The organism is Proteus sp. CA142267 (assembly GCF_003336825.1).
Classification (GTDB): domain Bacteria; phylum Pseudomonadota; class Gammaproteobacteria; order Enterobacterales; family Enterobacteriaceae; genus Proteus; species Proteus terrae.
The window spans coordinates 1,040,145-1,065,935 of record NZ_QPMG01000001.1 but is presented as its reverse complement, the minus strand read 5'-3'; the positions used below and the strand labels follow the sequence as shown (position 1 = coordinate 1,065,935).

General features: G+C 37.7%; 16 protein-coding genes. 5 read left to right on the top strand and 11 right to left on the bottom strand.

The window, feature by feature from the left end:
- Nucleotides 1-2: 2 nt before the first annotated feature.
- Genes bcsB through bcsR form a run of 4 tightly spaced genes read right to left on the bottom strand, consistent with a single transcriptional unit; the run spans nucleotide 3 to nucleotide 5,906 of the window.
- Entirely contained in the window at nucleotides 3-2,324 is a 2,322-nt protein-coding gene (bcsB, locus tag C0T34_RS04925; protein WP_109849775.1) for a cellulose biosynthesis cyclic di-GMP-binding regulatory protein BcsB, read from the bottom strand.
- A gap of 59 nt (nucleotides 2,325-2,383) precedes the next feature.
- Entirely contained in the window at nucleotides 2,384-4,969 is a 2,586-nt protein-coding gene (gene bcsA, locus C0T34_RS04920) for a UDP-forming cellulose synthase catalytic subunit (protein WP_109849774.1), read from the bottom strand.
- Nucleotides 4,969-5,706, bottom strand: coding sequence for a cellulose synthase operon protein YhjQ/BcsQ (locus C0T34_RS04915; protein WP_098942168.1), 738 nt, complete (start codon nucleotides 5,704-5,706; stop codon nucleotides 4,969-4,971). Before C0T34_RS04915 ends, bcsA begins: the two co-directional genes overlap by 1 nt.
- An 8-nt stretch (nucleotides 5,707-5,714) precedes the next feature.
- Nucleotides 5,715-5,906, bottom strand: coding sequence for a cellulose biosynthesis protein BcsR (gene bcsR / locus C0T34_RS04910; protein ID WP_109849773.1), 192 nt, complete (start codon nucleotides 5,904-5,906; stop codon nucleotides 5,715-5,717).
- An 864-nt stretch (nucleotides 5,907-6,770) separates the two neighbouring features.
- Here bcsR and bcsG point away from each other — a divergent pair.
- Entirely contained in the window at nucleotides 6,771-8,516 is a 1,746-nt protein-coding gene (gene bcsG, locus C0T34_RS04905; RefSeq protein ID WP_109849772.1) for a cellulose biosynthesis protein BcsG, read from the top strand.
- Nucleotides 8,517-8,691: 175 nt separating this feature from the next.
- Here bcsG and metK read toward each other — a convergent pair whose 3' ends face one another.
- Entirely contained in the window at nucleotides 8,692-9,846 is a 1,155-nt protein-coding gene (metK, locus tag C0T34_RS04900) for a methionine adenosyltransferase (protein WP_098942171.1), read from the bottom strand.
- 689 nt (nucleotides 9,847-10,535) lie between these two features.
- Between metK and speA the strand changes: the two genes are divergently transcribed.
- Complete coding sequence (speA, locus tag C0T34_RS04895) at nucleotides 10,536-12,443, top strand: biosynthetic arginine decarboxylase (RefSeq protein ID WP_075670749.1); 1,908 nt, start codon at nucleotides 10,536-10,538, stop codon at nucleotides 12,441-12,443.
- 103 nt (nucleotides 12,444-12,546) lie between these two features.
- Complete coding sequence (gene speB / locus C0T34_RS04890; protein ID WP_036912424.1) at nucleotides 12,547-13,467, top strand: agmatinase; 921 nt, start codon at nucleotides 12,547-12,549, stop codon at nucleotides 13,465-13,467.
- A gap of 102 nt (nucleotides 13,468-13,569) precedes the next feature.
- On the opposite strand, the gene mutH is transcribed toward speB, so the two are convergent.
- The 6 genes from mutH to leuA form a co-directional block, all read right to left on the bottom strand.
- On the bottom strand, nucleotides 13,570-14,247 hold the full coding sequence (gene mutH / locus C0T34_RS04885) for a DNA mismatch repair endonuclease MutH (protein ID WP_098942172.1): 678 nt from the start codon (nucleotides 14,245-14,247) through the stop codon (nucleotides 13,570-13,572).
- Nucleotides 14,248-14,870: 623 nt separating this feature from the next.
- A complete protein-coding gene (sgrR, locus tag C0T34_RS04880; protein ID WP_109849771.1) occupies nucleotides 14,871-16,550 on the bottom strand; it encodes an HTH-type transcriptional regulator SgrR in 1,680 nt (559 codons plus the stop codon).
- A 291-nt stretch (nucleotides 16,551-16,841) separates the two neighbouring features.
- On the bottom strand, nucleotides 16,842-17,447 hold the full coding sequence (leuD, locus tag C0T34_RS04875; protein ID WP_098942174.1) for a 3-isopropylmalate dehydratase small subunit: 606 nt from the start codon (nucleotides 17,445-17,447) through the stop codon (nucleotides 16,842-16,844).
- Nucleotides 17,448-17,455: 8 nt separating this feature from the next.
- A complete protein-coding gene (gene leuC, locus C0T34_RS04870) occupies nucleotides 17,456-18,865 on the bottom strand; it encodes a 3-isopropylmalate dehydratase large subunit (RefSeq protein ID WP_098942175.1) in 1,410 nt (469 codons plus the stop codon).
- 1 nt (nucleotide 18,866) lies between these two features.
- On the bottom strand, nucleotides 18,867-19,958 hold the full coding sequence (gene leuB, locus C0T34_RS04865) for a 3-isopropylmalate dehydrogenase (RefSeq protein ID WP_109849770.1): 1,092 nt from the start codon (nucleotides 19,956-19,958) through the stop codon (nucleotides 18,867-18,869).
- Nucleotides 19,959-19,960: 2 nt separating this feature from the next.
- Nucleotides 19,961-21,520: a 2-isopropylmalate synthase gene (gene leuA, locus C0T34_RS04860; RefSeq protein ID WP_098942177.1), complete on the bottom strand. Its 1,560-nt coding sequence runs from the start codon at nucleotides 21,518-21,520 to the stop codon at nucleotides 19,961-19,963.
- A gap of 869 nt (nucleotides 21,521-22,389) precedes the next feature.
- Between leuA and leuO the strand changes: the two genes are divergently transcribed.
- Nucleotides 22,390-23,334, top strand: coding sequence for a transcriptional regulator LeuO (leuO, locus tag C0T34_RS04850; RefSeq protein ID WP_109849769.1), 945 nt, complete (start codon nucleotides 22,390-22,392; stop codon nucleotides 23,332-23,334).
- A gap of 520 nt (nucleotides 23,335-23,854) precedes the next feature.
- Nucleotides 23,855-25,660, top strand: a complete 1,806-nt coding sequence (locus C0T34_RS04845) for a long-chain fatty acid--CoA ligase (protein ID WP_098942179.1) — start codon at nucleotides 23,855-23,857, stop codon at nucleotides 25,658-25,660.
- The last annotated feature ends 131 nt before the right edge of the window (nucleotides 25,661-25,791 follow it).

Genomic DNA, 25,791 nt, shown 5'->3' with positions numbered 1-25,791 from the left:
GCTTAATCCTTAGCCGCTAAACGACGTTGGCTTCTTATTTTCATTGCTCGCCAAATAAGAAGAGAGACAAGAATAATGCCGATAATTGCTGCTAAACCAAGCCATATAGGGTGAGATGCAAATACATACCAAACTTCTTCCCACCAAGGTAAATAACCGACGAAATAAGTGTCACCCACACGCAAGCTATTTACACCAGACTCTCTGACTAATACCACTGAACCATGCATTGCATCGCGCTTACCGCTATCACTAATTGCCTCATTTAACAGTTTGTAACCTTGTGTACTATCGGCTAATAGTGCGACAACGCTACGTTGTGAAAAGAATGGAGATTGGAAACCAATAATTGCACCCATTGAGCCTTTAGACGTCAGGGAGATACGGCTATCAGGACGTTTATCAGTGGGTTGATAACTTGTGTGGCTAAAGATACTGATCTCACGAGAAGGCAGAGTGATTTCACTGCGTGCTTTATCAATCAGTACATTCATCTGTTTATCATTATTTAATGCAGGTGGAATGGTGCCGATAAGTAGCAGATCCGCATCCCTTTTTTGCACTTCCTCTAATGAATCGGTTAATGAAACGTTCAGCGCAGGATAACCTGTTTGAGCACCGATATTCCCGATTGAAATTAATAGAGTAGACAACTGAGTTGGAGACGGTTGCTGATTAACAAAAATCAGAGTTTCGGACAGATCCGCATAACGGCTAAATGGGAAGCCAGCATGGCTGTAAACTCGCAAATCAGGCAGTGCAATGTAATGTCGATAGTCACCAGTAAAATTAAAACTAGATAAATCATCAATTGCCACTGCATTTGGAACAGGTTGATAAGTAATACATTGATCTACTGAACCACCCGGAATAGGGTTGGTGTAATCAAAGGCAAATGTAATTTGGTTACGTTCACCCAGTTTTACAGCAGGAATATTCAATAAATTCTTATGCTCAATCCAACCTTGAATAAGCGGTAAATAAGCGATAACAAGATTATCTTTTTTATCTTTCTCGAGAGGATAAGCTTTAATGAAATGGTCGTTCACTGAGATAGACATACGAGAGTCATCTTGAAATGCAGGTGCGGTATAGCGATAACGCAATTGCATTTGTAATCCCGTATTATTAAACATAAAGAGATCAGGCGGTAACGTCATATTCAACGTAATAGGATTCGGTTTTAATCCGCGAGATTGCAATTGGCCTTCGTAGTCTTGTAACGTATTAAAATAGATAGGTTTATTCAACTGTACCCATTTGGGCGCATCATAAGGCTCACGAGGGATCAATTTTTCTACTTCATTAATTGTAACGATATTTCCTCTGAAAATAACTTGTCCGCGGGCTATTCCGTTTACGGCAGTGATCAAATCATTATCATCACGTCCCAGGATAAGAAGTAATTTAATATAAGGATTGGTTGGGTGTGTCAGCATTTCGATGGTTGGTGCTTTAACATCGGGATGCTGTTTTAAAAATGCGGGTTTTTGTTTATTAGTTGCAAAAATAATACTGTGTTGATTTGGTAAAGCATCATAATAAACAGGGTAATTTTGCTTACGCCAATCAACTTGAGTACCAAACCAAGAAGAGAGTATAGCAGCTGCCTTTTGTTGAACTAAATTAGGCGACTGACTGAATACCATCGGCAGTGTTAATTCACCAAAATCACGGCTGTCAAAAAATGGCTCTGGGAAGTGCGCTAATTCATTACCTAAACGGAGTGATTGAAAGGTCAAATTTAATTGACTGCTTTTACTCACATCAAGCCAGAGTGTGGTATTTGCTTGGTTTTCACAAATTTCACGATAATGGCCAATAAAAGAGAGTTTTATATGGTTAAAATCTTGAATAAATAAAGGAACAATCGGTATCGTAATTTGGTTTTTCTTACCTAAATCTTCCTGCTTTAAGGTAATAACTCTCATCAATTCATCATTCAAATAGACATTAAGATGAGATTCCACAGGAAGGAGTGACGGAGACGGTGTAAATTCTAAATCGAGAGTCGCTTTTGAAACATATTCATCACTACGTACACCAAATTCTAAATAGCCGTCAGGGCTAACGCCTGTTAAATGAATAGCGCCATAACTAGGTGCTGTCTCTGCAAATTTTAATATCTTCTGGCGAGCGGAAGGTATGACATCAGCAGAAGGCAGTTGTGCATTTCCAAGCGCTGTTTGGGAAATAACTTCAGGAGCCACTTCGGTTATTGTAACGGGTGGCACTGAAATATTATTTTGCGCTTCTTGCATTTCATCTCCATGAACTGAAGAAGTGAGCATAAATAAGGCAAATATGAGAAAACGTTTTTTCATTATTGTTACCCATGATCTTATTGTTTATGAATAAATTCCCAGAAAACTGAATTTTTCCTTCAAGACTGATGAAATATTTGTGAAACATTAACGCGTTGAGGGAGTAACGATGAAAGCCACAGCAAAAACAAACCGAGTAAGCGAAAAGTGACGTAAATAAAGTAAGGAGCACGCTTTAACAAGGTGTTATAACCTTGCATGCTGATAAAAATAATGTTCTTGAGACTGCTTAAAGGCCTGTCGGCTGGAAGTTCGTTTTGCCACTCAGCCCAAGTATCGGCTCGCTCAAAAGTACAAGCGGTAAAATCGATAGCTTTTTGTGTTGTCATTTCAAGGAGTTGTAACCCAATAATTTGCCCATTAACACGTGAAATATTAGCTTTAAAGGCGTGTTCACGCTGATTTTCGCTGAGTAATAGAGTGATACTTTCATTTGGAGAGAGTGAAAGAGTGACGTTATCAGGTAATTGAATGGCACAGCTATTATCAGAAAAATCATAGAGATAACAGCGATAGAGAGAGCCATTATTTAACAGCAACATGGCAGGAGCTTTAACGCGAACGCGAGGGAAACGGCGTTGTTGCTTTGTTTCGACAGAAACTGCAATAGCAACACCGAGTAAGATAAGGTTATAGCAAACCCACAATAAACACATAACAACAGCCCAAGCTTCATCAGGATCGCCTGTTGTAATGCGCCAAAAGGCAAACAAAATACCCAGTAAATTTAGGTTGAGAAAGAGTAAATAAGGACGGTTAATTCGCCAATCGACAAAGCCTTCTTCCATCACGCCACCTTTGCCAGTAACGTTGAAAGTTCCTTTATGAGGAGAAAAAAGGGTACTTAACACTGGGCGGGTGGTGTACCACGCCAAAATCGTTTCATAAACTTCACCCCAAAATGAGTGGCGATAAGCGCCTTGTAACTTCGCACTTGCGAGTGAAATATGGATCAAATAGGGTACAACATAGAGGGCGATGGCAACTGCAGGCGCATAAATGATATAGGCATGGAAAAAAAGAAACGTCAGCGGTGCAAGTAAGAAAATCATCCGTGGAATACCAGAGAAAAAGTGCAACATGGCATTTAAGTAACAAAGCCGTTGTGGCAGGCTTAAGCCTTTACCAAAGAGTGGATTATCAAGTCGGAATATTTGCACCATTCCTCTTGCCCACCGAATACGTTGACCTATATGTGCGGATAATGATTCAGTCGCTAAACCTGCGGCTTGTGGAATACGAATATAAGCAGATCTCCAGCCATGACGGTGTAAGCGTAATGAGGTATGTGCATCTTCTGTAACTGTTTCAACGGCAATACCACCAATTTCATCCAGTGCAGTACGACGTAAAACGGCACACGAGCCACAGAAAAACGCTGCATTCCAAGTATCATTTCCATCTTGAACTAATCCGTAAAAGAGAGTGCCTTCATTCGGCGTTTCACGGAAGTTACCTAAGTTACGTTCAAAAGGATCGGGTGAGAAAAAATGGTGAGGTGTTTGTACCAATGCCATTTTTTCATCTTTTAAAAACCATCCCATCGTAAATTGTAGAAATGAGCGTGTTGGAATATGGTCGCAGTCAAAGATAGCGACAAATTCGCCAGAAGCGAGTGTTAAGGCATGATTAATATTACCTGCTTTAGCAAAATCGTGTTTTTCTCGTGCGATATAACGAATACCTAATTCTTGAGCAAATGCTTTAAATTCAGGACGATCCCCATCATCAAGCAGATAAATAGTGAGCTTATCTTTAGGCCAATCTAAATTTAAGCTGGCATAGATTGTAGGTTTAACAACTTGTAAATCTTCGTTATAGGTAGGAATGAAAATATCAACGCTTTGCCATTGTATAATGTCTTCAGGCATAGAAACGGGTTTTCGATGTAGTGGCCAAATGCATTGCATAAAACTGAGGAATAACACACACCAGGCATAAGTTTCAGCCAATAAAAGCAGTAAACCGCAAAATAAGCTGAAATTATCAATCCAATAAAGGGTTGATTGATAACGCCACCAAATATATCGACATGCAATTGTCAGTGCCAACATAACCATTGCGATTGAAGAGAAACGCCCCGGAATATCGCGGATAGCTAAGGCAACTAACCAAAGAACAATCACAAAAACAAACTGAAACGTAAGATCAAACGGCTGAGTGATACTGAGTAAAATAAAGAAAATGGCAAAAATAGCGATGGCGGAATAGAGAGCATACTGCCAAAATGGTGTGTTTTTTTTCTTATGTTCAATGATGTCAATCGCGATAGGAGTGACATGAATAAAGAGTTTTTTGTATGTTTTTCGAATATAGGAAATCAGTTGTGTGGGTTTTTTAATCAGCAAATGCGAGACATAATGACAAGCTAGCCAAATGCTTTGCAATAAATAGCGTAGAGGATCGAAAACTTTGGGGCAACGAGGATCAATATGGGGATATAGCTCTCGTTGTTTTCTGGCAATTCTCCGCCAAAAAGGGGATTCCATCCGTAAAAAAAACCACATAATGCCCATAAATAGCTCGCTAATAATAGCCGCGCTACGAGATGCACCGTTATGGCGATAAAACTTGTAGTAACGAATAAGAATGTGTTGTGTCATATTCTTTTCGACTTTTTTCGTGGCATCGTAAGATGATGGCATTATGGCTGTCCTTCTTTCCTCTCAAATAACGAAAAACACCATTGAGCGAGTTGCGATATTTCTTCTACTAACATGCAATTAGCTCGGTAATCATATAAAGGTAAACGTGAGGCACAGGCCTCTAGTGAGGCTTCATCTCGATGAAGAACGACAGGGCATAATGGAAATGGCGTCGTTTGCCAAAATTGATAAAAATCTTGGTGGATTTGGCTGGTGGCACGAAATTGGCTAATCAGTACGTATTCATTTTCAATAAATTCGTGCTGGTTAAGGCGAATATGGCAGTTGCTTTCTGCCATTGCTACGGTGAAAAAAATATCCGCTTTTTCTATCCAAGGCGTGAAAAGAGCGTCTTCTGCATGCTGTAAATCCATTAAAATAATGGCATCAGGGTGTAGCTGAATAAATGTCGTTAAAAAATGGGTAAGCTGTTGTTTTGCTGAAAATGACAATTGTAAGAGCAAATTATCCTTCATATTAACTAAACCAAAAGGTAACACTTGGTAGTGTGGTCGATAGTAAAAAATACTCTCCTCTATTGGTGTTTCTGCTAATAAAGCCTGACTTAATGTGGTGTTTTTTTGCTGTGCAGGAAAATAAAAAGACAAAATATTTTCAGTGCAATTATCAATAATAAGCACTTCTTTATTTTGTTGATTAAATTGTCGAGCAAGCGCAATTGCTGTGGACGTTGTACCCGCTCCACCTCTGAGTCCTTTTAATACAATAAGTGGCATAGTTAGCCTCATTTAGTCATGTAATGAAATGAATTAAGTAATGGCCAGCGATAAATAAGCACACTATTTCCTTCTTCTTTATTGATATCCTGATAGTGATAGTTATTTAATGAAAATAATTTTTTTAGTTTATCAATGTCCTTATTTAGATTATTTTTTTCTATTTTTATATTTGAGTTAATAAAACTTTCACTTTTCATTTTAATAACCTCTGTAAAAAAGAGAAATAAATTTCTATCAAAATTAAAATCTCGATAAAAATAGTGATTAATTAATTATGCATTCTATTTATTTAAGGTTCCTATTTTAGAATATGCTTTAAAGTACATTATTTCAATTACGTAAAAACACATAAAATAGATATTTATTATCTTATTTGCATAAATGATGGCTATCGATTTTCTTTTTTATTTATATTTATTTGTTTCTTTAATCACGTTAATTAAATAACAACTGAAAGAGTTTAGCTACAAAATAAAGCAATAAAAAAGAAATGTAATTTAGCTGTTTATAACAAAATATTAAATTATTCAAATTCGATGATCATTATTGTATATTGATCTGTATCATTTTTAATATAAAAACCATTGTTTTTTAGTCTTTTAGTGATTACTTATGTTCTTATATTGAGGTTTTTGTTTGTTTATTGCTGTTTGTGTTTATTGATTGTTATGTATTGTTGTTAATGTGTACTTTGTTTTGTATTTGTTTCGAAATATAAAAATAAGATAACTCTGTGTTTCATTATTTAATGTAAATAAAGCATCATTTTTGAAAATAGAAGCTATTCTATAAATAGAACGTTTAGTATTTTGTTTTTAAATACAGATTAAATAAATTGGCTATCGTAATTATTTTTATTTTATATAAGAGGTCAGTACTTTCTGACGAGATTTTCTTTTTCGTTGTTTTTTATTTAAGGGTTTTCAATTAGTTTTAAACAAATATTCTCTTATATGTTTGTTTAGTAGTTAATTAAATATCAGAAGTAATAAAAAGACAGATATGAGTAATCATATAACTGTCGAATTGGATTTATTTATACTAAAGAGTAGGAAATCAAAATGAACAAATCTAATACAACCCAGTTCGATTTTTTACATTACTGGCATGGGTTGGGAGCATGGAATTTCTATTTTTTACTAAAGTTTGTTTTACTTTGGTATGGTTATTTAAATTTTGATGCTTTTAGCAATTTACTTTTCCTTGCCTTTTTATTGTTCCCATTACCAAAGAATATTTGGCATAAAATGCGTAATTGGGTCGCTATCCCAATAGGGATAATATTATTTTACCACGATACTTGGTTACCCAGCTTTACAACAGTACTTGCTCAAGGCGGACAGCTTAAACAGTTTTCTTTCGATTACCTTGTTGAGTTAACTGTTAACTTTATTAATATCAAAATGATAGGTGTCGCCTTTATTTTATTAGTGGGATACCTTTTTATTGAACAGTGGATGAGGATATCCGTTTTTATTATTGCGGGGGTGTTGTGGCTAAATCTTGGTGGGTTTACTTATTTTTCTCAAGGTGTAGTGCCTGCTGTTTCCGCTAATTCTTTTACGCAAGAAAGTAACATTAGTACAGAAAAAAACACGGTAGTAGCCAAAGCACCTGAAGTATTACCAGCATCAGTTGAACCGCGAGTTTCCCCTGAAGTTGTACCAACTAAAGAAGTAGAGACTGTATCTATTAATACCGTTTATCCACCACAAAAATTGAAGGTCAATAATAAGGTATTGGATGATTGGTTAACACAGTTTTATGGTTATGAGAAAAAACGTACAACACCATTTCCTGCGCAATTAGCAGCCAATGCTCAGCCTTTTGATATCTTAATTATTAATATTTGTTCACTTTCTACTGCAGATGCGGCAGCTGTTGGGCTACAAGAACACCCTATTTGGGGTAACTTTGATGTGTTATTTAGTCACTTTAATACCGTATCTTCTTATAGCGGTCCTGCATCATTAAGATTATTACGTGCGAGTTGTGGCCAGACTCACCACTCTGATTTATACGATCCGGCAGATGCACAATGTTTGCTGATGAATAATCTGTCTTCGTTGGGATTTGCCAAGAAATTGGTTCTCGATCATAACGGAAAATTTGGTAATTACCTCAAAGAAGTTCAGCAACTCGGTGATCTTAATATCGCCTTACAAGATCAAGAAAATCTTTCTCATCAAATTACCGCATTTGATGGCACTAAAATTTATAACGATAAGGAAACATTACAACGTTGGTTGAAAGCGCGTGAAGAGTCTAATGAGAGCCGTTCTGTGACCTTTGTGAACTTGGTGTCATTACATGATGGTAACCGTTATGTAGGCGAAAATAGCACTGCTGATTACGGCAAACGCGCCTCTACATTACTTGATAACTTAGATAGCTTTATGAATGAGCTAGATAAGAAAGGAAGAAAAGTGATGGTGGTGATTGTGCCTGAGCATGGTGCGGCGTTACAGGGTGATAAGACACAAATGTCAGGGTTAAGAGATATTCCAAGCCAAAGTATTACTACCGTTCCTGTTGGTATTCGTTTCACAGGAATAAAAGATAGAGCACAATTTTATCCTCCTGTGATTGTCGATGAACCCAGTAGCTATTTGGCTATCTCTGAGCTTATTTCTCGTAATGTGAATGGTGATGTTTTTAACCAATCTGTTATTGATTGGAACGCCTTAGCCAGTGAACTTCCTCAAACTGCCAATGTTGCGGAAAACCAAGCTACGGTTGTAGTTGATTATCAAGGACAGTCTTATATCAAGTTAAATGGAGGTGAGTGGATTAACTACCCTAACTAATTTTTTATAGGAAACAGTTTCATCATAAATCTATGTTCTCGTTTTCTCTTATTGAGGCCCCCGTATGATTGCGGGGTTTTTTTATGGGTTTTATAAATAGAAGCCCATAAAAAAACCACATCTATTCAGATGTGGCCTTATCAAAATCAATTACGTGATGTTATTGGCAAGAGACTTATTTTAAGCCTGCTGCTTCACGTAAGATTTCAGCTTTGTCTGTTGCTTCCCAAGGAAATTCAGGACGACCAAAGTGACCATAAGCAGCCGTTTTTTGGTAGATTGGGTGCAGTAAATCTAACATTTGAATTAATCCATAAGGACGTAAGTCAAAGAATTCACGCACTAACAGAATAAGCTGTGCTGTTGGGACTTTTTCAGTACCAAATGTTTCTACCATAATTGATGTTGGCTCTGCCACACCGATTGCGTAAGAAACTTGAATTTCACAACGATCTGCTAAACCTGCTGCCACGATATTTTTAGCAACATAACGAGCAGCATAAGCTGCTGAACGGTCAACTTTCGATGGATCTTTACCAGAGAAAGCACCGCCACCGTGACGAGCCATACCGCCGTAAGTATCAACAATGATTTTACGACCGGTTAAACCACAGTCACCCATTGGTCCACCGATAACAAAACGGCCTGTTGGGTTGATGAAATATTTAGTTTGTTCATTTAACCATTCTGCTGGCAGAACAGGTTTAATGATCTCTTCCATCACGGCTTCATGCAGATCTTTTTGTGAAATCTCTTCAGAATGCTGAGTTGATAATACAACTGCATCAATACCAACAACTTTATTGTTGTCGTATTGGAAGGTAATTTGGCTTTTCGCATCAGGACGTAACCAAGCTAAAGTACCGCTTTTACGTACTTGTGCTTGGCGTTGAACTAAACGATGAGCATAAGTAATTGGAGCAGGCATTAATACGTCAGTTTCGTTGGTTGCATAACCAAACATTAAACCTTGGTCGCCAGCGCCTTGTTCTAATGGATTTGCACGGTCAACGCCTTGGTTGATATCAGGTGATTGTTTACCAATCGCACTGATAACTGCGCAGGAATTAGCATCAAAGCCCATGTCGGAACTGGTATAGCCGATTTCACGAACAGTGTTACGTGTAATTTCTTCGATATCGACCCAAGCTTTGGTGGTAATTTCTCCGCCTACCATAACCATGCCTGTCTTAACGTAAGTTTCGCAGGCAACGCGTGCTTTTGGATCTTGTTCTAAAATTGCATCCAGAACAGCATCAGAAATCTGATCTGCAATTTTATCTGGATGACCTTCTGAGACTGATTCAGAAGTAAAAAGGTGTGTAGTCATTATATTTCGTTACCTTAATACAAACGGTTTAAGGATGGATGTTTTAACATCTAGACGTCTATTTTATGACTCTTCTCTCTTTAATTCCAGCTTTTTTTAATCAAATATAGGGATAAAGCAGAATCAAACAGTTAATCTTATTTTTTGTTGCCCACTATTTTTGTATCAAAAAAATAGGGATGAGAGAAAAAAAAGTTTTTTGTACTTTTTGCTTTGCATTTTTAACTAACTAAAGGTATAACCTCGCGGTTACTGTGAAATCTGAACACAGTGTAAACCGCAGGATTTCTGATCCTGTTTCTCTGTTAGGGAAATGGCTTATAGGTTTAAGCCATGTGTGGAGTGAATGGGTAATGATCCATTGTCTACAGGTTAGTCTTTTCAAAAACCAAAACAGTACTCGCCAATACTATACACGTAGTATATCTAGAGTGATTTCCTCTTTGAGCTCTTTCTCTTTAGAGCGAAGTTGTCTGTTACTTGCCAATAGGTGATTGTGTTAACTCGTTATAGGTTAACTCGAGAACTTTCTACTATTATGTCCTGCGTATAGCTGGATAATCATATAAAAATATATAGTGAGCCATTACTTCCAACTGTTATTTATCAGTCGTTTCAGATTTTTGTCGGATAATTGACTACTATGGTGACAGGCAAGGTATAAACTCATACTCCCTAAGGAGAATGTCATGAATGATAACATCGCTCGTAAGATGCAGCAGACCTATAACATTGCATATTGGGGGGGCGGTTACTATTTAGCGAATAATCGGGGAAATATTAGCGTTTGTCCTAATCCTGATGTTCCTGATGCAACTTTTGATTTAACCGAATTGGTTAAACGAGTTCAAGAAGAGCAATCGAACCTGCGTTTACCTGCGCTTTTTTGCTTCCCTCAAATACTACAACATCGTTTACGTTCAATTAATGCCGCGTTTCATCGTGCGCGTGAATCCTATGGTTATAAAGGTGACTATTTTTTAGTTTATCCAATTAAAGTTAACCAACAACGTCGTGTTATTGAGTCATTAGTAAATGCAGGAGAGCCTTTAGGTTTAGAGGCTGGCTCTAAAGCAGAATTAATGGCAGTACTTGCTCATGCTAATATGACAAGTTCTGTGATTGTTTGTAATGGTTATAAAGATCGTGAGTATATTCGCCTAGCACTCACTGGTGAAAAACTTGGGCATAAAGTTTTCTTAGTCATTGAGAAAATGTCTGAGATTAAAATGGTTCTTGAAGAAGCTGAACGTTTAGAAGTTATTCCACGTTTAGGCGTTCGTGCTCGTCTTGCTTCTCAAGGATCAGGCAAATGGCAGGCTAGTGGTGGTGAAAAATCAAAATTTGGTTTAGCCGCGACACAAGTTCTGCAATTAATTGATATGTTACGCCAAGCTGACCGCTTAGATAGCCTGCAATTACTGCATTTCCATTTGGGATCACAAATGGCGAATATCCGTGATATCGCAACTGGTGTTCGTGAATCTGCACGCTTCTATGTTGAACTGCATAAACTGGGCGTGAATATTCAGTATTTCGATGTGGGTGGCGGTTTAGGTGTGGACTATGAAGGTACACGCTCACAATCTGATTGCTCTGTTAACTATGGCCTTAATGAATATGCGAATAACGTTATTTGGGCGATTGGTGACGCGTGTGATGAAAATGATTTACCACATCCAACCGTTATTACTGAATCAGGCCGTGCATTAACAGCACATCACACTGTATTAATTTCTAATGTGATTGGTGTTGAACGTAATGAATTTACGGCAATTACACCACCTGAAGATGATGCTGCAAGACCGATTGCAAGCCTTTGGGAAACATGGGAAGAGATGCAAACAAAGGGGCATAGCCGTTCATTACGTGAATGGTTACACGATAGCCAATTAGACTTACATGATGTGCATACTCAATATGTTCACGGTATGTTAAGCCTGACAGAGCGTGCATGGGCAGAAGAGCTGTATTTGAATATCTGCCGTCGTATTCAGTATGATTTAGATCCAAGCAATCGTGCCCATCGTCCTATTATTGATGAGTTACAAGAACGTATGTCAGATAAGTTCTATGTTAACTTCTCATTGTTCCAATCTTTACCTGATGCATGGGGTATTGACCAATTATTCCCTGTATTACCTATTGAAGGGTTAGATAAACCCCTTGATCGTCGCGCAGTGTTACTCGATATTACTTGTGACTCAGATGGTATTATTGATCATTATGTTGATGGTGACGGTGTTGAAACAACAATGCCAATGCCAGCTTATGATCCTGAATATCCACCAATGATCGGCTTCTTTATGGTAGGGGCTTATCAGGAAATTTTAGGCAATATGCATAACTTATTTGGTGATACTGCAGCTGTTGACGTTTACCTTGATGAGAAAGGCAATCTAACTTACGTGCAAAGTGAAGAGGGCGACACAGTTGCTGATATGCTTCAGTACGTTAAGCTAAATCCTACCGTGCTGTTAGATCGTTTCCGCACCCAAGTAAAAAATGCACAGTTAGATGAAGCGTTACAAGAGCAATTCCTGACTGAATTTGAAAGTGGTTTATACGGTTATACGTATCTGGAAGAAGAAGAGTAATTCTTCACTTTCCAATGCAGGAGTGATGTTATTAAACATCACTCTTTATCTATCATATTGATTTGTATGTTGCTTATTTTAAATAAGTAACAGAGGTAATAGCATGAAAAATAGTACGTTAGGTAATGAGACTGATAATTCATTGATCTCTAATGCATTTGGTTTTTTACGTTTTCCACTGAATTTTCAGCCTTATAGCAGTGATGCAGATTGGGTTATTACGGGTGTGCCTTTTGATATGGCAACATCGGGTCGTGCAGGAACTCGTCATGGGCCAGGCGCTATTCGTCAAATTTCAACGAATTTAGCGTGGGAAGGTAATCGCTGGCCGTGGGATTTCGATATGCGTGAACGTTTAAGCGTTGTTGATTGTGGTGACTTAGTGTTTAACTTCGGTGATGCGCAAGATATGAGCGATAAATTACAAGCTCATACAGAGAAGTTATTAGCTGCAGGTAAAAAGTGCTTAACGTTTGGTGGTGACCATTTTGTCACATTGCCTTTATTACGTGCCCATGCAAAACACTTCGGTAAGATGGCATTAGTTCATTTTGATGCGCATACTGATACTTATGGTAATGGCAGTAAATTTGACCACGGTACAATGTTCTTCCATGCACCAAATGAAGGATTAATCGATCCCAACCACTCTGTTCAAATTGGTATTCGTACTGATCATGACAGTGATAATGGTTTCACTGTATTAGATGCCGCACAAGTTAACGATCGTGGTGTAACTGATCTTGTTGATCAGATCAAAGGTATTGTTGGTGATCTACCTGTTTATCTGACTTTTGATATTGATTGTCTTGATCCTGCGTTTGCACCAGGAACAGGAACACCCGTTGTAGGTGGTTTAACAACAGATAAGGCACTGAAGATCTTACGTGCATTACAACCGTTAAATATTGTCGGCATGGATTTAGTTGAAGTTTCTCCAGCTTACGATCAATCAGATATTACAGCACTTGCAGGGGCAACCATTGCTCTTGATATGTTGTATCTGCAAGCCGCAAAAAAATAATTTCTGTTAATTTCAGAAAATAAAGACAAAGCGATATCTGTTAGGTATCGCTTTTTTTACATCTTATCTATGTGCAAATTAAGTATTTTTGAGAGCTAAGAATTAAAGTTGAAAATAACGAGCAAGCAGAGGGGCGGTAAAATTCTTTTTTAAATAGAAGCCTCTGGGTAAGGTCATAATACGTTGTCCATCTTCACCAATAGCTTCTGTTAATGCTTTACTGTTTGCGGCTTTAGGGCGGATTTGTAAGACTTGCCCGTGACGTGCGGTAATGCTTTCTATTTTACCTAACACAATCATATCCATTAGCTCTTCCCAATCATGACGTAATAGTTCTTCTTCAGTACTATTTGGGCTCCAAAGTAACGGAGAGGCGACGCGACGTTGTGCTAATGGTATTTCCCTTTCTCCTTCAACAGGCACCCATAATACTTTTGAGAGCTTACGTTTTACGTGGCTATTTTCCCATGTAATACCGCTGTTTCCGGTCAACGCTGCGACACAAACAAAAGTGGTTTCTAAAGGCATACCCAATCTATCAATTGGAATTGTTTTTAGCTCAATGCCCAATTCACTGAAATCTTGTTCAGGTTTGCTACCTGCACTTGCGCCTAAATAATATTCCAACAACATACCTACCCAGCCTTTATCTCTTTTAAGATCGATTGGAATAGGGAGTTGTGCAAAAGCGGCAAGTTCACCAAAAGTATAACCCGCAAGCGCTTTTGCTCGTTCGAATAAAACCTGCTCATTTTCGGGTGCGACTGGTGGTTTAAACATAGTTATTATCTTCTTGTATAAATAATAGGCAGAAAAAACGGGTTGTTGATAACGTATTTAGCTTTATTTTATTTAAATCATAATAGCATGATATATCATCATTTTTTTGAGTTAATTCGCTAATTGAAATTTATAATTCCAAGTTGTGCACGGTTATCCTGAAATCATAAACAGGCTTTTACACTAGGTTATCCACAGCTTTATGGGATAACTCACAGAAAGTGAGATCACTGTTCTGATTTACAGCCTTGACTTTTACAGATATTTGCCAAAATTATCCTATTTTGTCTAACTAATCGGCATAACCTGTGGATAAAACATCCTTTGATTGTTTTTTGTACGATTTAAGCAGGGGGGGCTTTTAATTGTTTTATCCAATCGCTGAAATAGGCATTAAATTTTAGCTACTAATTTGAATTATAAGTGATATTTTAAAATTTGTATCAACAGCCTTTCTAACAATACAAAAACTATACCCTGATTATCTCACTCTTTTTCACATAGATATCCACAGAAAAAGTGAATAAATCCCCTAAGTGTTTATGTGGGTGTTTATAACTTTCAAGGTTTCTGTGAATTAACATAAATAATGGTTAATTTGAACACTGAAAAGAGACGATAACCTATTTTAGTTTTGATGTATCGATATCAGGCGTAAACCATGCTGATTTAAAATCAAACCAGCCAAAGGTATTCATTTTGACACCTCGTATGGTTCTCTGCCCTTGTAGCTCTAGTAAATGGTGAAATAGAGGATAAAGCCAAATATCTTGTGTTAATTGGCGACACCACTCTTCCAGTGGCAAGGATTTTTGGTGCCATAGTGTGAGCTCTTGTGAAAACGATGCTCCTAAACATTGGTGAAAGAGAGGTAATTCATAAAGTGCGGCAAAAATTGAGAACTCTAAAGGTTTATAAAAATTCACTGTCGCTAACCAAATATCACTGTCAGCTTCACCGTAATACCACTGCTCATAGTCAAGTACTTGAATGGTAAGTTCGATATCATACTGAGATAAAATGCTTTTTATTAAATCTGCAATAGTGCTGTATTCATGATGCTCTTTATAAAGAGTGACGGTCAGTTTTGTTAATGAAGCCGGTTTGGGATGTTGGCGGATTAATTTACTGTGATGCCAATGAAGTAATAACCCATAAGCAGGAGACCAATGGCGTTGATAGAAAGGATCACAATGCGTCAGCATATTAACAGGGGTTAACACACTGCTTAACCATTCCCTTATTTCAGTCTGTTGGCACTGCTTTGAGCGACTATCATAGAGAAGAAAATAACATCCTTCCTCTTTACGGCTTTCTAGCGAATCTTTATTAGTATCATCATCTGTTAAATGAATAGTTGAACAGACCATTTTGTTATTTAGTTCTGGAACTACCCAAATATCAATTTCATCTAATAATGCTCGTAAGCCAAAATAGCGATTAAAGGCTTTGATTTGTAGCTTATGTTTATCATTAGCGATAACCTGATAGGCCCCCGTACCAATAGGACGTTGTGCAAAAGAAGGGAGTGATGCCCATTCTTGCGGTAAAATAACGGCTTGTGGACTCCCTAATAACGTTGCAAATTGCTTATCTACTTCGCTTAAGAAAATATCCAGCACATAAGGTTGAGGCGAGGAAATTTGTTCTATATGCGCATAAAGAGGATTGCAGTGTTTCATTCTCATTAAAGAAGTACTGATATCTTCAAGGGTGAGCTCACGGCCATGATGGAAATAGATAGAAGGACGTAAATAAAATCGCCAATGTTGCTCTGTGATCATTTGCCAATGATGAGCTAACTCGGCTTCAACTTCCCCATTTTCCTCTTTTAGATGCACTAATGAGTTAAATATCTGACTCATTAAATGCAATTCAGAACGTCTTAATGGTGTTCCGGGTAATAAATTTCTAAAAGGACGATAGTAAATAATGCGCAGTAATTGTTGACCAGGATGAAAGCTTTTTTCAATCTGTGAAAGCACCATTTGACGCACTGAATCTTTATCGCCCATTAATGCGACAAGCTTTTCAATATCATTCTCTGCTATCAGTCTTTCAGCGCGATTTTGTTGGATCTCGAGTGCATTAGAGTGAAAAATAAGCGTGGATTTTTTACCTCGACCGACTTCTGCTTGCCAATTTATCCAACCTATTTCTTGCATCTTATTTAATAAAGAGCGGACATGACGACGCGTGCAATGCAGGGTTTGTGCTAATTCTTGTAACGTTGTTTCAGTTGCTTTTCCCTGAAAGGCTTGCCATAAGCGAATAAATTGTAACTCTAAGCGGGGTGAGGTCATAAAAGAGGAAATCCCTTGATAAAGTGATCAATTTTAATTTCCTTATATTAGACCGATAATGATTGCGTTTAAAGTTAGCTCTCATGTTAGTTATCACAAATTACGAATACTGACAGACTCCCCCATTTGAGCATTCGGTGATTACCGGCCAGTGATGATTGATCACTGGCTTTTTTATTGGTTATTTATAGGAAGGGTTTTGTTGGGGCAAAAAAAAGCCGTAAACGAATTTACGGCAAGAATGACAAAGTAAACATCACAGAAAGTAGAAGAAGGTAAAAATTGCTCTAATTAGCGCATAAAGGCAGGTTGTTTTGCCTCGTAAGCACTAATATCATCTTGGTGTTGCAGTGTTAATCCAATGCTGTCTAATCCTTCAATCATGCAGTGACGGCGAAATGAGTCGATTTCAAAAGAGAAATGTAATTCACCCGCTCTGACCTCTTGCGCCACTAAATCTACGGTAATGGGGGTGCCTGCATGTTCTTTCACCCAATCAAATAACTGTGAGACTTCATCATCACTTAATTTGATTGGTAATAATTGATTGTTAAATGAATTCCCGTAAAAAATATCAGCAAAACTGGGTGCGATAACAGCGTGAAAACCATAATCAGTTAATGCCCAAGGTGCGTGTTCACGAGATGATCCACAGCCAAAATTTTCTCGTGCCAATAAAATAGAAGCACCTTGGTAAATTGGCTGATTCAAAATAAACGCAGGATCAGGCTGAGTACCTTCATCATCCAAAAAACGCCAATCGTGAAACAGGTGCTTACCAAAGCCAGTACGTGTTACTTTTTGCAAAAATTGCTTAGGAATAATGGCGTCGGTATCTACATTTGCTGCATCTAAAGGAACCGCAATACCCGTATGTTGAGTAAATTTATTCATCATGTTCTCCCTTAAGATGCTACTGCAAATGTACGAATATCTGCAAAATGACCATTAATCGCTGCCGCTGCCGCCATTGCAGGACTGACTAAGTGTGTTCGACCTCCACGACCTTGGCGACCTTCAAAGTTACGATTGCTGGTGGATGCGCAACGTTCGCCCGGATTTAATCGGTCGTTATTCATCGCTAAACACATTGAACAGCCCGGTAAACGCCATTCAAAACCTGCTTCAATAAAGATTTTATCTAAGCCTTCTGCTTCAGCTTGCGCTTTAACAGGGCCTGAACCCGGAACTACAATCGCCTGAACATGAGACGCAACTTTATGGCCTTTTGCGATTTCAGCAGCCGCTCGTAAATCTTCAATACGTGAGTTTGTACAAGAGCCAATAAAGACTTTATCGATAGTGACATCTGTTAAGTTGACACCTTCATTTAATCCCATATAGGCCAAGGCTTTTTCTGCAGAAGCGCGTTCAACGGGATCATTAAAGCTATTTAATAACGGGACTATTTGGTCAATAGCAATAACTTGCCCAGGATTGGTACCCCATGTGACTTGTGGCGCAATATCAGCCGCATTAATAGTGACAGTGGCATCAAAAGTTGCATCATTGTCAGACTTTAAGGTTCTCCAATAAGCGACAGCTTCATCCCAAGATTGATCTTTAGGTGCAAATTGGCGCCCTTTTAAGTAGTCAAAAGTGGTGTCATCTGGCGCTACTAAGCCTGCTTTAGCCCCCATTTCAATCGCCATATTGCATAAAGTCATTCGACCTTCCATGCTTAATGCTTCAATGGCTTCACCTGCAAATTCAACGATATAGCCTGTACCACCGGCACTACCTAATTTGCCGATAATGGCTAATACGATATCTTTCGCAGTGATCCCAGTGGCAGTTTTACCCTGAACTTCAATTTTTAATGTTTTAGCGCGAGACTGTTTTAAAGTTTGAGTTGCTAAAACGTGTTCGACTTCTGAAGTTCCAATCCCAAAAGCTAATGAACCAAAGGCACCATGAGTTGCAGTATGTGAGTCACCACAAACAATGGTCATTCCCGGTAAGGTTAAGCCTTGCTCTGGCCCCATTACGTGAACAATCCCTTGATATGGATGGTTTAAGTCATACAGCGTAACGCCAAATTCTTGGCAGTTTTTCATCAACTCTTGCATTTGAATTCTCGCCATATCACCACAAGCATTAATGTCTTTGGTTTGTGTTGATACGTTGTGATCCATTGTTGCAAAGGTTTTATTCGGTTGACGAACAGGGCGACCTTTTGTTCTTAATCCATCAAAGGCTTGAGGCGATGTCACTTCATGCACTAAATGTCTATCGATATACAAAATGGGTGTTTCATCACTCACTTCTCTGACAACATGTGCATCATAAATTTTTTGATATAATGTTTTACCCATGTTATGCCCCTTCACGAATATACTGAGCGATACGATCACCCATTTCGTCGGTTGTGATTGCGTTGCCATCACCGGCTAAATCTGCGGTGCGATAGCCTTCTGCTAATACTTGTGTGATAGCATCTTCAATGGCTTGAGCTGCATTATCTTCATTAAAGCTATAGCGTAATAACAGTGCAGCAGACAGAATTTGTGCAATTGGGTTTGCTATGTTTTTACCTGCTATATCAGGCGCTGAGCCTCCTGCGGGTTCATATAAACCAAAGTGCTCTTCGTTAACACTGGCCGATGGCAACATTCCCATAGAGCCTGTGATCATTGCGCATTCATCCGATAAAATATCGCCAAAAATATTGGAGCACAGCAACACATCGAATTGAGAAGGATCTTTAATTAACTGCATTGTCGCGTTATCGATATACATATGCTGAATTTCAACATCTGGATATTCTTTTGCGATCCCAGTGACAACTTCACGCCATAAAATAGAGCTTTGTAATACGTTAGCTTTATCAATAGAGGTTACTTTATGACGGCGTTTACGTGCCGACTCAAACGCAAAGCGTGCAATACGTTCAATCTCATAACGATGATAAACTTCAGTATCAAAAGCATGCTCTTGTGCGCCTTCACCTTCACGACCTTTAGGCTGACCGAAGTAAATACCGCCTGTTAATTCACGTACACATAAAATATCAAAACCACGTTGGGCGATATCAGCACGTAATGGGCAGTAGGCTTCTAAGCCTTCATATAAGCGTGCAGGGCGTAAATTGCAGAACAATTTAAAATGCTTGCGTAATGGCAATAAAGCACCGCGCTCTGGCTGTTCATTTGCGGGTAAGTGTTCCCATTTAGGACCACCGACGGAACCAAATAAAATCGCATCAGCTTGTTCACAACCTGTTAAGGTATCTGCTGGCAACGGAGTGCCATGATTATCAATGGCAATGCCACCGATATCGTATTCTTTTGTTGTGATATTAAGTGAGAAACACTCGCTGATCGCCTTCATCACTTTTTGTGCTTGAGCCATGACTTCAGGGCCAATACCATCTCCGGGTAATACTGCAATATGATAATTTCTTGACATAATTAAACCGCTTCTTGTGTTGTGTGTTGTTTGCGTTTTTCTATTTCGACTTGCTCAGAGCGCCAAATGCTATTGATAACGTGGATCATGGCATTCGCCGATGAACCTACGATGTCAGTTTCTAAACCCATTCCATGAAATTTACGTCCTTGATATTCAACGACGATGTCAACTTGTCCTAAAGCGTCTCTACCTTCACCTTTAGCGGTTAATTGGTAAGTGACTAATTTTAATGGATAACCTGTTGCACGAGAGATAGCTTGATAAACTGCATCAACGGGACCATTACCGGTTGCTGCTTCAGTAATTTCTTTGTCACCATGGGTAATACTGACACTTGCCGTAGCAACGGTTGATGAACCCGATTGAGTATTAAAATAGTTCATTACAAACTCATCAGGCTCTTGTTGCTGTTGTCCCATAAATGCTAAAGCTTCCAAATCGTAATCAAAGACTTGGCCTTTTTTATCGGCTAAACGTAAGAAGGCAGAATATAAAGTATCCAAGTTATAATCTGTTTCGCGATAACCCATCTCTTCCATTCGGTGTTTAACTGCAGCACGGCCTGAGCGAGAAGTTAAATTCAATTGCACTTCTTTTAATCCGATAGATTCTGGTGTCATGATTTCGTAGGTTTCGCGATTTTTCAAAACGCCATCTTGGTGAATACCCGATGAATGCGCGAATGCATTGGAGCCAACAACAGATTTATTAGCATGAATTGGCGTATTACATAATTGGCTGACTAATTGACTGGTACGATAAATTTCTTTGTGATTAATCCGTGTTTGAACCTTCATCATTTGTTCACGGACTTTTATCGCCATAATGACTTCTTCTAACGCACAGTTGCCTGCGCGCTCGCCTAAGCCATTAATTGTCCCTTCTACTTGTCTTGCACCTGCTTGTACTGCGGTAATTGAGTTAGCAACTGCCATACCCAAATCGTCATGACAGTGAACAGAAATAATGGCTTTATCGATATTGGGAACACGCTCAAACAAGTTGGTGATAATGCCACCAAATTGATAAGGTGTTGTATAACCTACGGTATCTGGAATATTAATGGTGGTTGCGCCAGCATTAATTGCACTTTCAACAATTCGACATAAATTATCGATATGAGTACGACCTGCATCTTCGCAAGAGAATTCCACGTCATCGGTGTAGCGACGTGCGCGCTTTATCGAATTCACGCCCATCTCAATAATATCTTCGAATGATTTTTTTAATTTGTGTTCAGCATGCAATGCCGAGGTTGCCAAGAATACGTGGATACGAAAAGCTTCAGCAACTTTTAAAGACTCTGCTGCAACATCAATATCGTTATCAACACAGCGCGCTAATGCACAAATACGGCTATTTTTGATTTCGCGTGCAATGGTTTGTACGGATTCAAAATCACCAGGAGAAGAAACAGGAAAGCCCGCTTCAATGATATCCACACCTAAACGCTCTAAAGCGTAAGCAATTTGTAACTTCTCTTTTACGCTTAAGCTCGCCTGCAATGCTTGTTCGCCATCTCTCAATGTGGTATCAAAAATAATCACGTCGTTGCTCATAATCTGTTCCTTTCTCTTTTTATTGGCTGTTTGCGCTCTCCCAGGTATAAAAAAACCCGCGACTAGCGCGGGTTTTCTCTCTAAGGGCAGGTGTGTTTCACTTTTTACCCATAAGCCGACCGCGCATAAAAGTTGCGAGTAGTAGTAGGCTTGATAGTAAAATTGCGTTTAACATGAAACATCCTTAGATAAGTTCTCAATAATCTGTATTTATTGATACCTAATACCAATAAAGATGTCAAGCGTTGGAATTTATTAATTCATTTATGAGTGTTATTTATAAAATATATATAGTGATTCTGACTAATATCTAAATTTTTACTAATGATTATAACTATTAAGTATTCATTGATTGGGTTAATGTGCCATACGTTGTTTGAAAAAGAGTGAAATGAAAAATTAAACGATTGTTTGCTTTTTTTTTAACCAGCTAGTTGAGAGAGAGAAAAGAGCCAGTTAGAGAGGGGAAGATTGAGGAATGTGAGCAACGTTTTGAATGTAAGAATAAAAATCATTGTATTATTAATGATGATGGCTATCAGATACCTATTTTAGGAATGAAAGTACATTATTTTATTATGATTTTTATCATACTTTGTTTTATTATTTGCAAGGCAGAAGGTAAAACAGGTTGTAATATATATTGATATAATCATTTTCTATACATGTAATTTTAATGCCAAATTTCATCACTTATATGAAATACGTTTTTTTATTGATATGAAACTTATATGTTTAGTTATATTCATGGATGATGAATAATAAATTTTAATAAATAGTTTAAGTAATAGTTGAAGCCTATCTATTATTAATAATATCTCAGTTAATAATATTTATTTTGCTATTATGATAACATAGTGGAGTAAGAAATGACGGATTACACATCAGCAACAGTTACCAGCAGAGAATCAACAGATATGCATTTACGTAATGTTGATCTTAATTTATTAACGGTATTTGATGCTGTTATGCAAATGCAAAATGTCACCCGTGCTGCACAAGTATTGGGCATGTCACAACCCGCAGTAAGTAATGCAGTGTCTCGCCTTAAAATTATGTTTAATGACGAATTATTTGTTCGTTATGGACGAGGAATTCAGCCTACGTTAAGAGCTAAACAACTTTTTGGTCCAGTGAGACAAGCCTTACAATTAGTTCATAACGAGCTTCCAGGAGCAGGATTTGAACCAGAACAAAGTGAGCGTATATTCAATTTATCTATTTGTAGCCCTCTAGATATAAAATTAGCACCAAAAATAGTTGAACAAATTAAAAATGAAACACCTAATATTAATGTTAATATAAAATCTTATTTAAATAGCAATATAGAACACCAATTAAAATATCAAGAAGTTGAATTTTTTATTAGCTATAAGGAATTTGAAAAGTCTGAATTTCATTCACAACCACTATTTAACGATGAAGTTGTTTTGGTCGTTTCTAATAAACATCCTCGTATTAAAGATAGTGTAACCCAAGAGATGTTATTAAATGAGCAACATTCTATTGTTTCTTTAGATGATATTGGTTCATTTAGTACATCTTATTATAAAAATAATCAATTGGAAGATTTAATCACTTATCAAGGAACTGATTTAAATAGTGTACTAAATATTGTTTCTAGAACTTATTTGGTTGCCATTGCACCAAAATGGTTAGTTGAGAGTTATTCTGAACAATTAGATATTAAAGCCGTGTCGTTACCTTGGGAAAAAACAGAGCGTCCATGTTATTTGATTTGGCATGAGTCAACAGCGCGTGATAAAGACCACTTATGGATGAAAAATTTATTAAGTGAAGTTTGTCAAAACTAGAGTGTTTTTACTCATAATTAGGATTTATTACTAATTATGCAGAAATAGTGGCAGATAACGTTAGTTAACCAGCTAATGACCAAAATGGCGTTTATGTAGTTAGATAAACTAAATTGGATTGCTGTCACTATTTTTGCCCTTTCTTTGTAATAATGACTCTTATTCGTATTATAACTATGTTAAACCTATTTTTTTACAATAATATCCCTCTCTTTCTATTGTCATTGATTAAGTTATGATAATTACCCATTGTTATTTATCAGCTTTTCTTCTTAGCTTTCCATAAAAAATAAGATCATAAAATTTAATTACCTCACTGTGATGAGATAGCCTTTTCTGACAAAACTTTTCATAACTCACAATTTTACAAATTTATGTAAAATTGAATTCCTTTATTTTGGCGGATCACTTAGACTTTTATCCGACTCAGCGAACAAGTGTAAGCTGAAATTGTAAGAGAGGGATTTCCTCCATTTCAGTTTCATAACACGATCGCTTTTCCATAAATAGCAGGAAAATTATGATAACTAATAATAATCTTCATGATTATCATATAATTAGAAGATTGCAGATGCAGTTTTTGCACAGCGGGAATAAAATTGCTTATCGTCAATGGGATGCTAAGCGCAATATCGAAATGTCATGGGAGTTGGTTGAAAAGAAAACACATGCGCTCTCAAATGCATTGTTAGAAATGGGTGTAAATGTCCAAGAAAACATTGGGATCTTTTCTCAAAATACCATTGATTGGTCTTTGGCTGATATTGCTTCTTTACAACTACGTGCAGTAACCGTTCCTCTTTATGCAACAAGTGGTGTTGAACAAGCCGCTTATATTTTAAATGATGCGAATATTCGCATTCTTTTTGTTGGCGACCAAAAGCAATACGATATTGTTTCTGAATTATTAGCGTTATGTCCTCAGCTTAAACATATTATTGTGTTTAACTCCGATGTTGTGTTAAACGAAAATACACCTTCATGCTATCTGGAAGATTTAATTAACCAGACACAATTTCAGCATGATGAAGTGTTAAAACAACGTATTAATGAATGCAGTTTAGATGACCTGTTTACTTTGATTTATACATCAGGAACAACAGGTGAACCTAAAGGCGTTATGCTTGATTATACGAGTCTGGCATCACAGCTTTATCTTCATGATGAACGTCTCTCATTATCTGATAAAGATGTTTCGCTCTGTTTTTTACCTCTTTCTCACGTTTTTGAACGCGCGTGGAGCTTCTATGTGATGCACACTGGTGCGGTTAACGTGTATTTAACAGATACTCATGCAGTGAGAGAGGCTATGAGTGCGGTTAAGCCTACGGTGATGTGTGCTGTTCCTCGCTTTTATGAAAAAGTGTATAGCGCTATTCAAGATAAAGTGTCTCAAGCTTCTGTGTTTCGCCAATTTATCTTTAAATGGGCGATAAAGCAGGGCGAAAAACAGCGTGAAGCACAACTGAATCAGTGTCAGCAAGGGTTTATTTCCCGCTTATGTTATCGCTTTGCAGATAAAAAAGTATTAAATCCATTGCGTCAAATCTTAGGTGGGCGTGTTCGCTTTTTACCAGCGGCAGGGGCTCGTTTAGATGATGCAGTGATCCGTTTCTTCTTGGCTGCCGGTATTAATATTAAATACGGCTATGGTATGACAGAAACCTGCGCCACAGTTTCATGCTGGGAAGAGAATAAATATAAGTTAGGCTCTATTGGTACACCATTGCCGGGTGTTGAAGTGCGTATTGGTGCAGAAAATGAAATCCAAGTACGTGGTAACATTGTCATGAAAGGGTATTTCAATAAGCCTGAAGATACGGCGGCTGCCTTTACAGAAGATGGTTGGTTACGTACAGGTGACGCAGGCGCACTTGATAGTGATGGTATGTTATTTATCACGGAACGTTTGAAGGATTTAATGAAAACGTCAAATGGTAAATATATTGCACCACAAATGATCGAAGGAACATTAGGGCAAGACCGTTTTATTGAGCATATTGCGGTGATTGCTGATACGCGTAAATTTGTTTCTGCACTTATCGTGCCTTGTTTTGATGCATTAGAAGAACATGCGCGTGCATTAAATTTAAAATATCAAGATCGTATGGAATTATTACGCCATACTAAAATTAAAGAGCTATTTGATGAGCGTTTACGTGAAATGCAAAAAAACTTTGCAAGTTTTCATCAAGTTAAGCGCTTTACTCTTCTTGCTGAAGGCTTTTCAATGGAATCGGGTGAGTTAACACCAACATTGAAACTTCGCCGTAAAATTATTTCTGAACGTTATCGAAATGAAATCGAATTAATGTATCAAGATTAATTTTTATTGATGAAAAAGCACCTAAATGGTGCTTTTTTCTTTTGAAATTACTTATTGATAGATAACGATGATTGAAATAATTGATAAAAGACATAAACGGAAACGTTGACGCATACGGTTTTATCAGTAAA

What these genes read in the sequence shown, in the direction of transcription:
- bcsB (WP_109849775.1), bottom strand. Translation starts at nt 2,324, where the DNA reads ATGAAAAAACGTTTTCTCATATTTGCCTTATTTATGCTCACTTCTTCA.
- bcsA (WP_109849774.1), bottom strand. Translation starts at nt 4,969, where the DNA reads ATGCCATCATCTTACGATGCCACGAAAAAAGTCGAAAAGAATATGACA.
- C0T34_RS04915 (WP_098942168.1), bottom strand. Translation starts at nt 5,706, where the DNA reads ATGCCACTTATTGTATTAAAAGGACTCAGAGGTGGAGCGGGTACAACG.
- bcsR (WP_109849773.1), bottom strand. Translation starts at nt 5,906, where the DNA reads ATGAAAAGTGAAAGTTTTATTAACTCAAATATAAAAATAGAAAAAAAT.
- bcsG (WP_109849772.1), top strand. Translation starts at nt 6,771, where the DNA reads ATGAACAAATCTAATACAACCCAGTTCGATTTTTTACATTACTGGCAT.
- metK (WP_098942171.1), bottom strand. Translation starts at nt 9,846, where the DNA reads ATGACTACACACCTTTTTACTTCTGAATCAGTCTCAGAAGGTCATCCA.
- speA (WP_075670749.1), top strand. Translation starts at nt 10,536, where the DNA reads ATGAATGATAACATCGCTCGTAAGATGCAGCAGACCTATAACATTGCA.
- speB (WP_036912424.1), top strand. Translation starts at nt 12,547, where the DNA reads ATGAAAAATAGTACGTTAGGTAATGAGACTGATAATTCATTGATCTCT.
- mutH (WP_098942172.1), bottom strand. Translation starts at nt 14,247, where the DNA reads ATGTTTAAACCACCAGTCGCACCCGAAAATGAGCAGGTTTTATTCGAA.
- sgrR (WP_109849771.1), bottom strand. Translation starts at nt 16,550, where the DNA reads ATGACCTCACCCCGCTTAGAGTTACAATTTATTCGCTTATGGCAAGCC.
- leuD (WP_098942174.1), bottom strand. Translation starts at nt 17,447, where the DNA reads ATGATGAATAAATTTACTCAACATACGGGTATTGCGGTTCCTTTAGAT.
- leuC (WP_098942175.1), bottom strand. Translation starts at nt 18,865, where the DNA reads ATGGGTAAAACATTATATCAAAAAATTTATGATGCACATGTTGTCAGA.
- leuB (WP_109849770.1), bottom strand. Translation starts at nt 19,958, where the DNA reads ATGTCAAGAAATTATCATATTGCAGTATTACCCGGAGATGGTATTGGC.
- leuA (WP_098942177.1), bottom strand. Translation starts at nt 21,520, where the DNA reads ATGAGCAACGACGTGATTATTTTTGATACCACATTGAGAGATGGCGAA.
- leuO (WP_109849769.1), top strand. Translation starts at nt 22,390, where the DNA reads ATGACGGATTACACATCAGCAACAGTTACCAGCAGAGAATCAACAGAT.
- C0T34_RS04845 (WP_098942179.1), top strand. Translation starts at nt 23,855, where the DNA reads ATGATAACTAATAATAATCTTCATGATTATCATATAATTAGAAGATTG.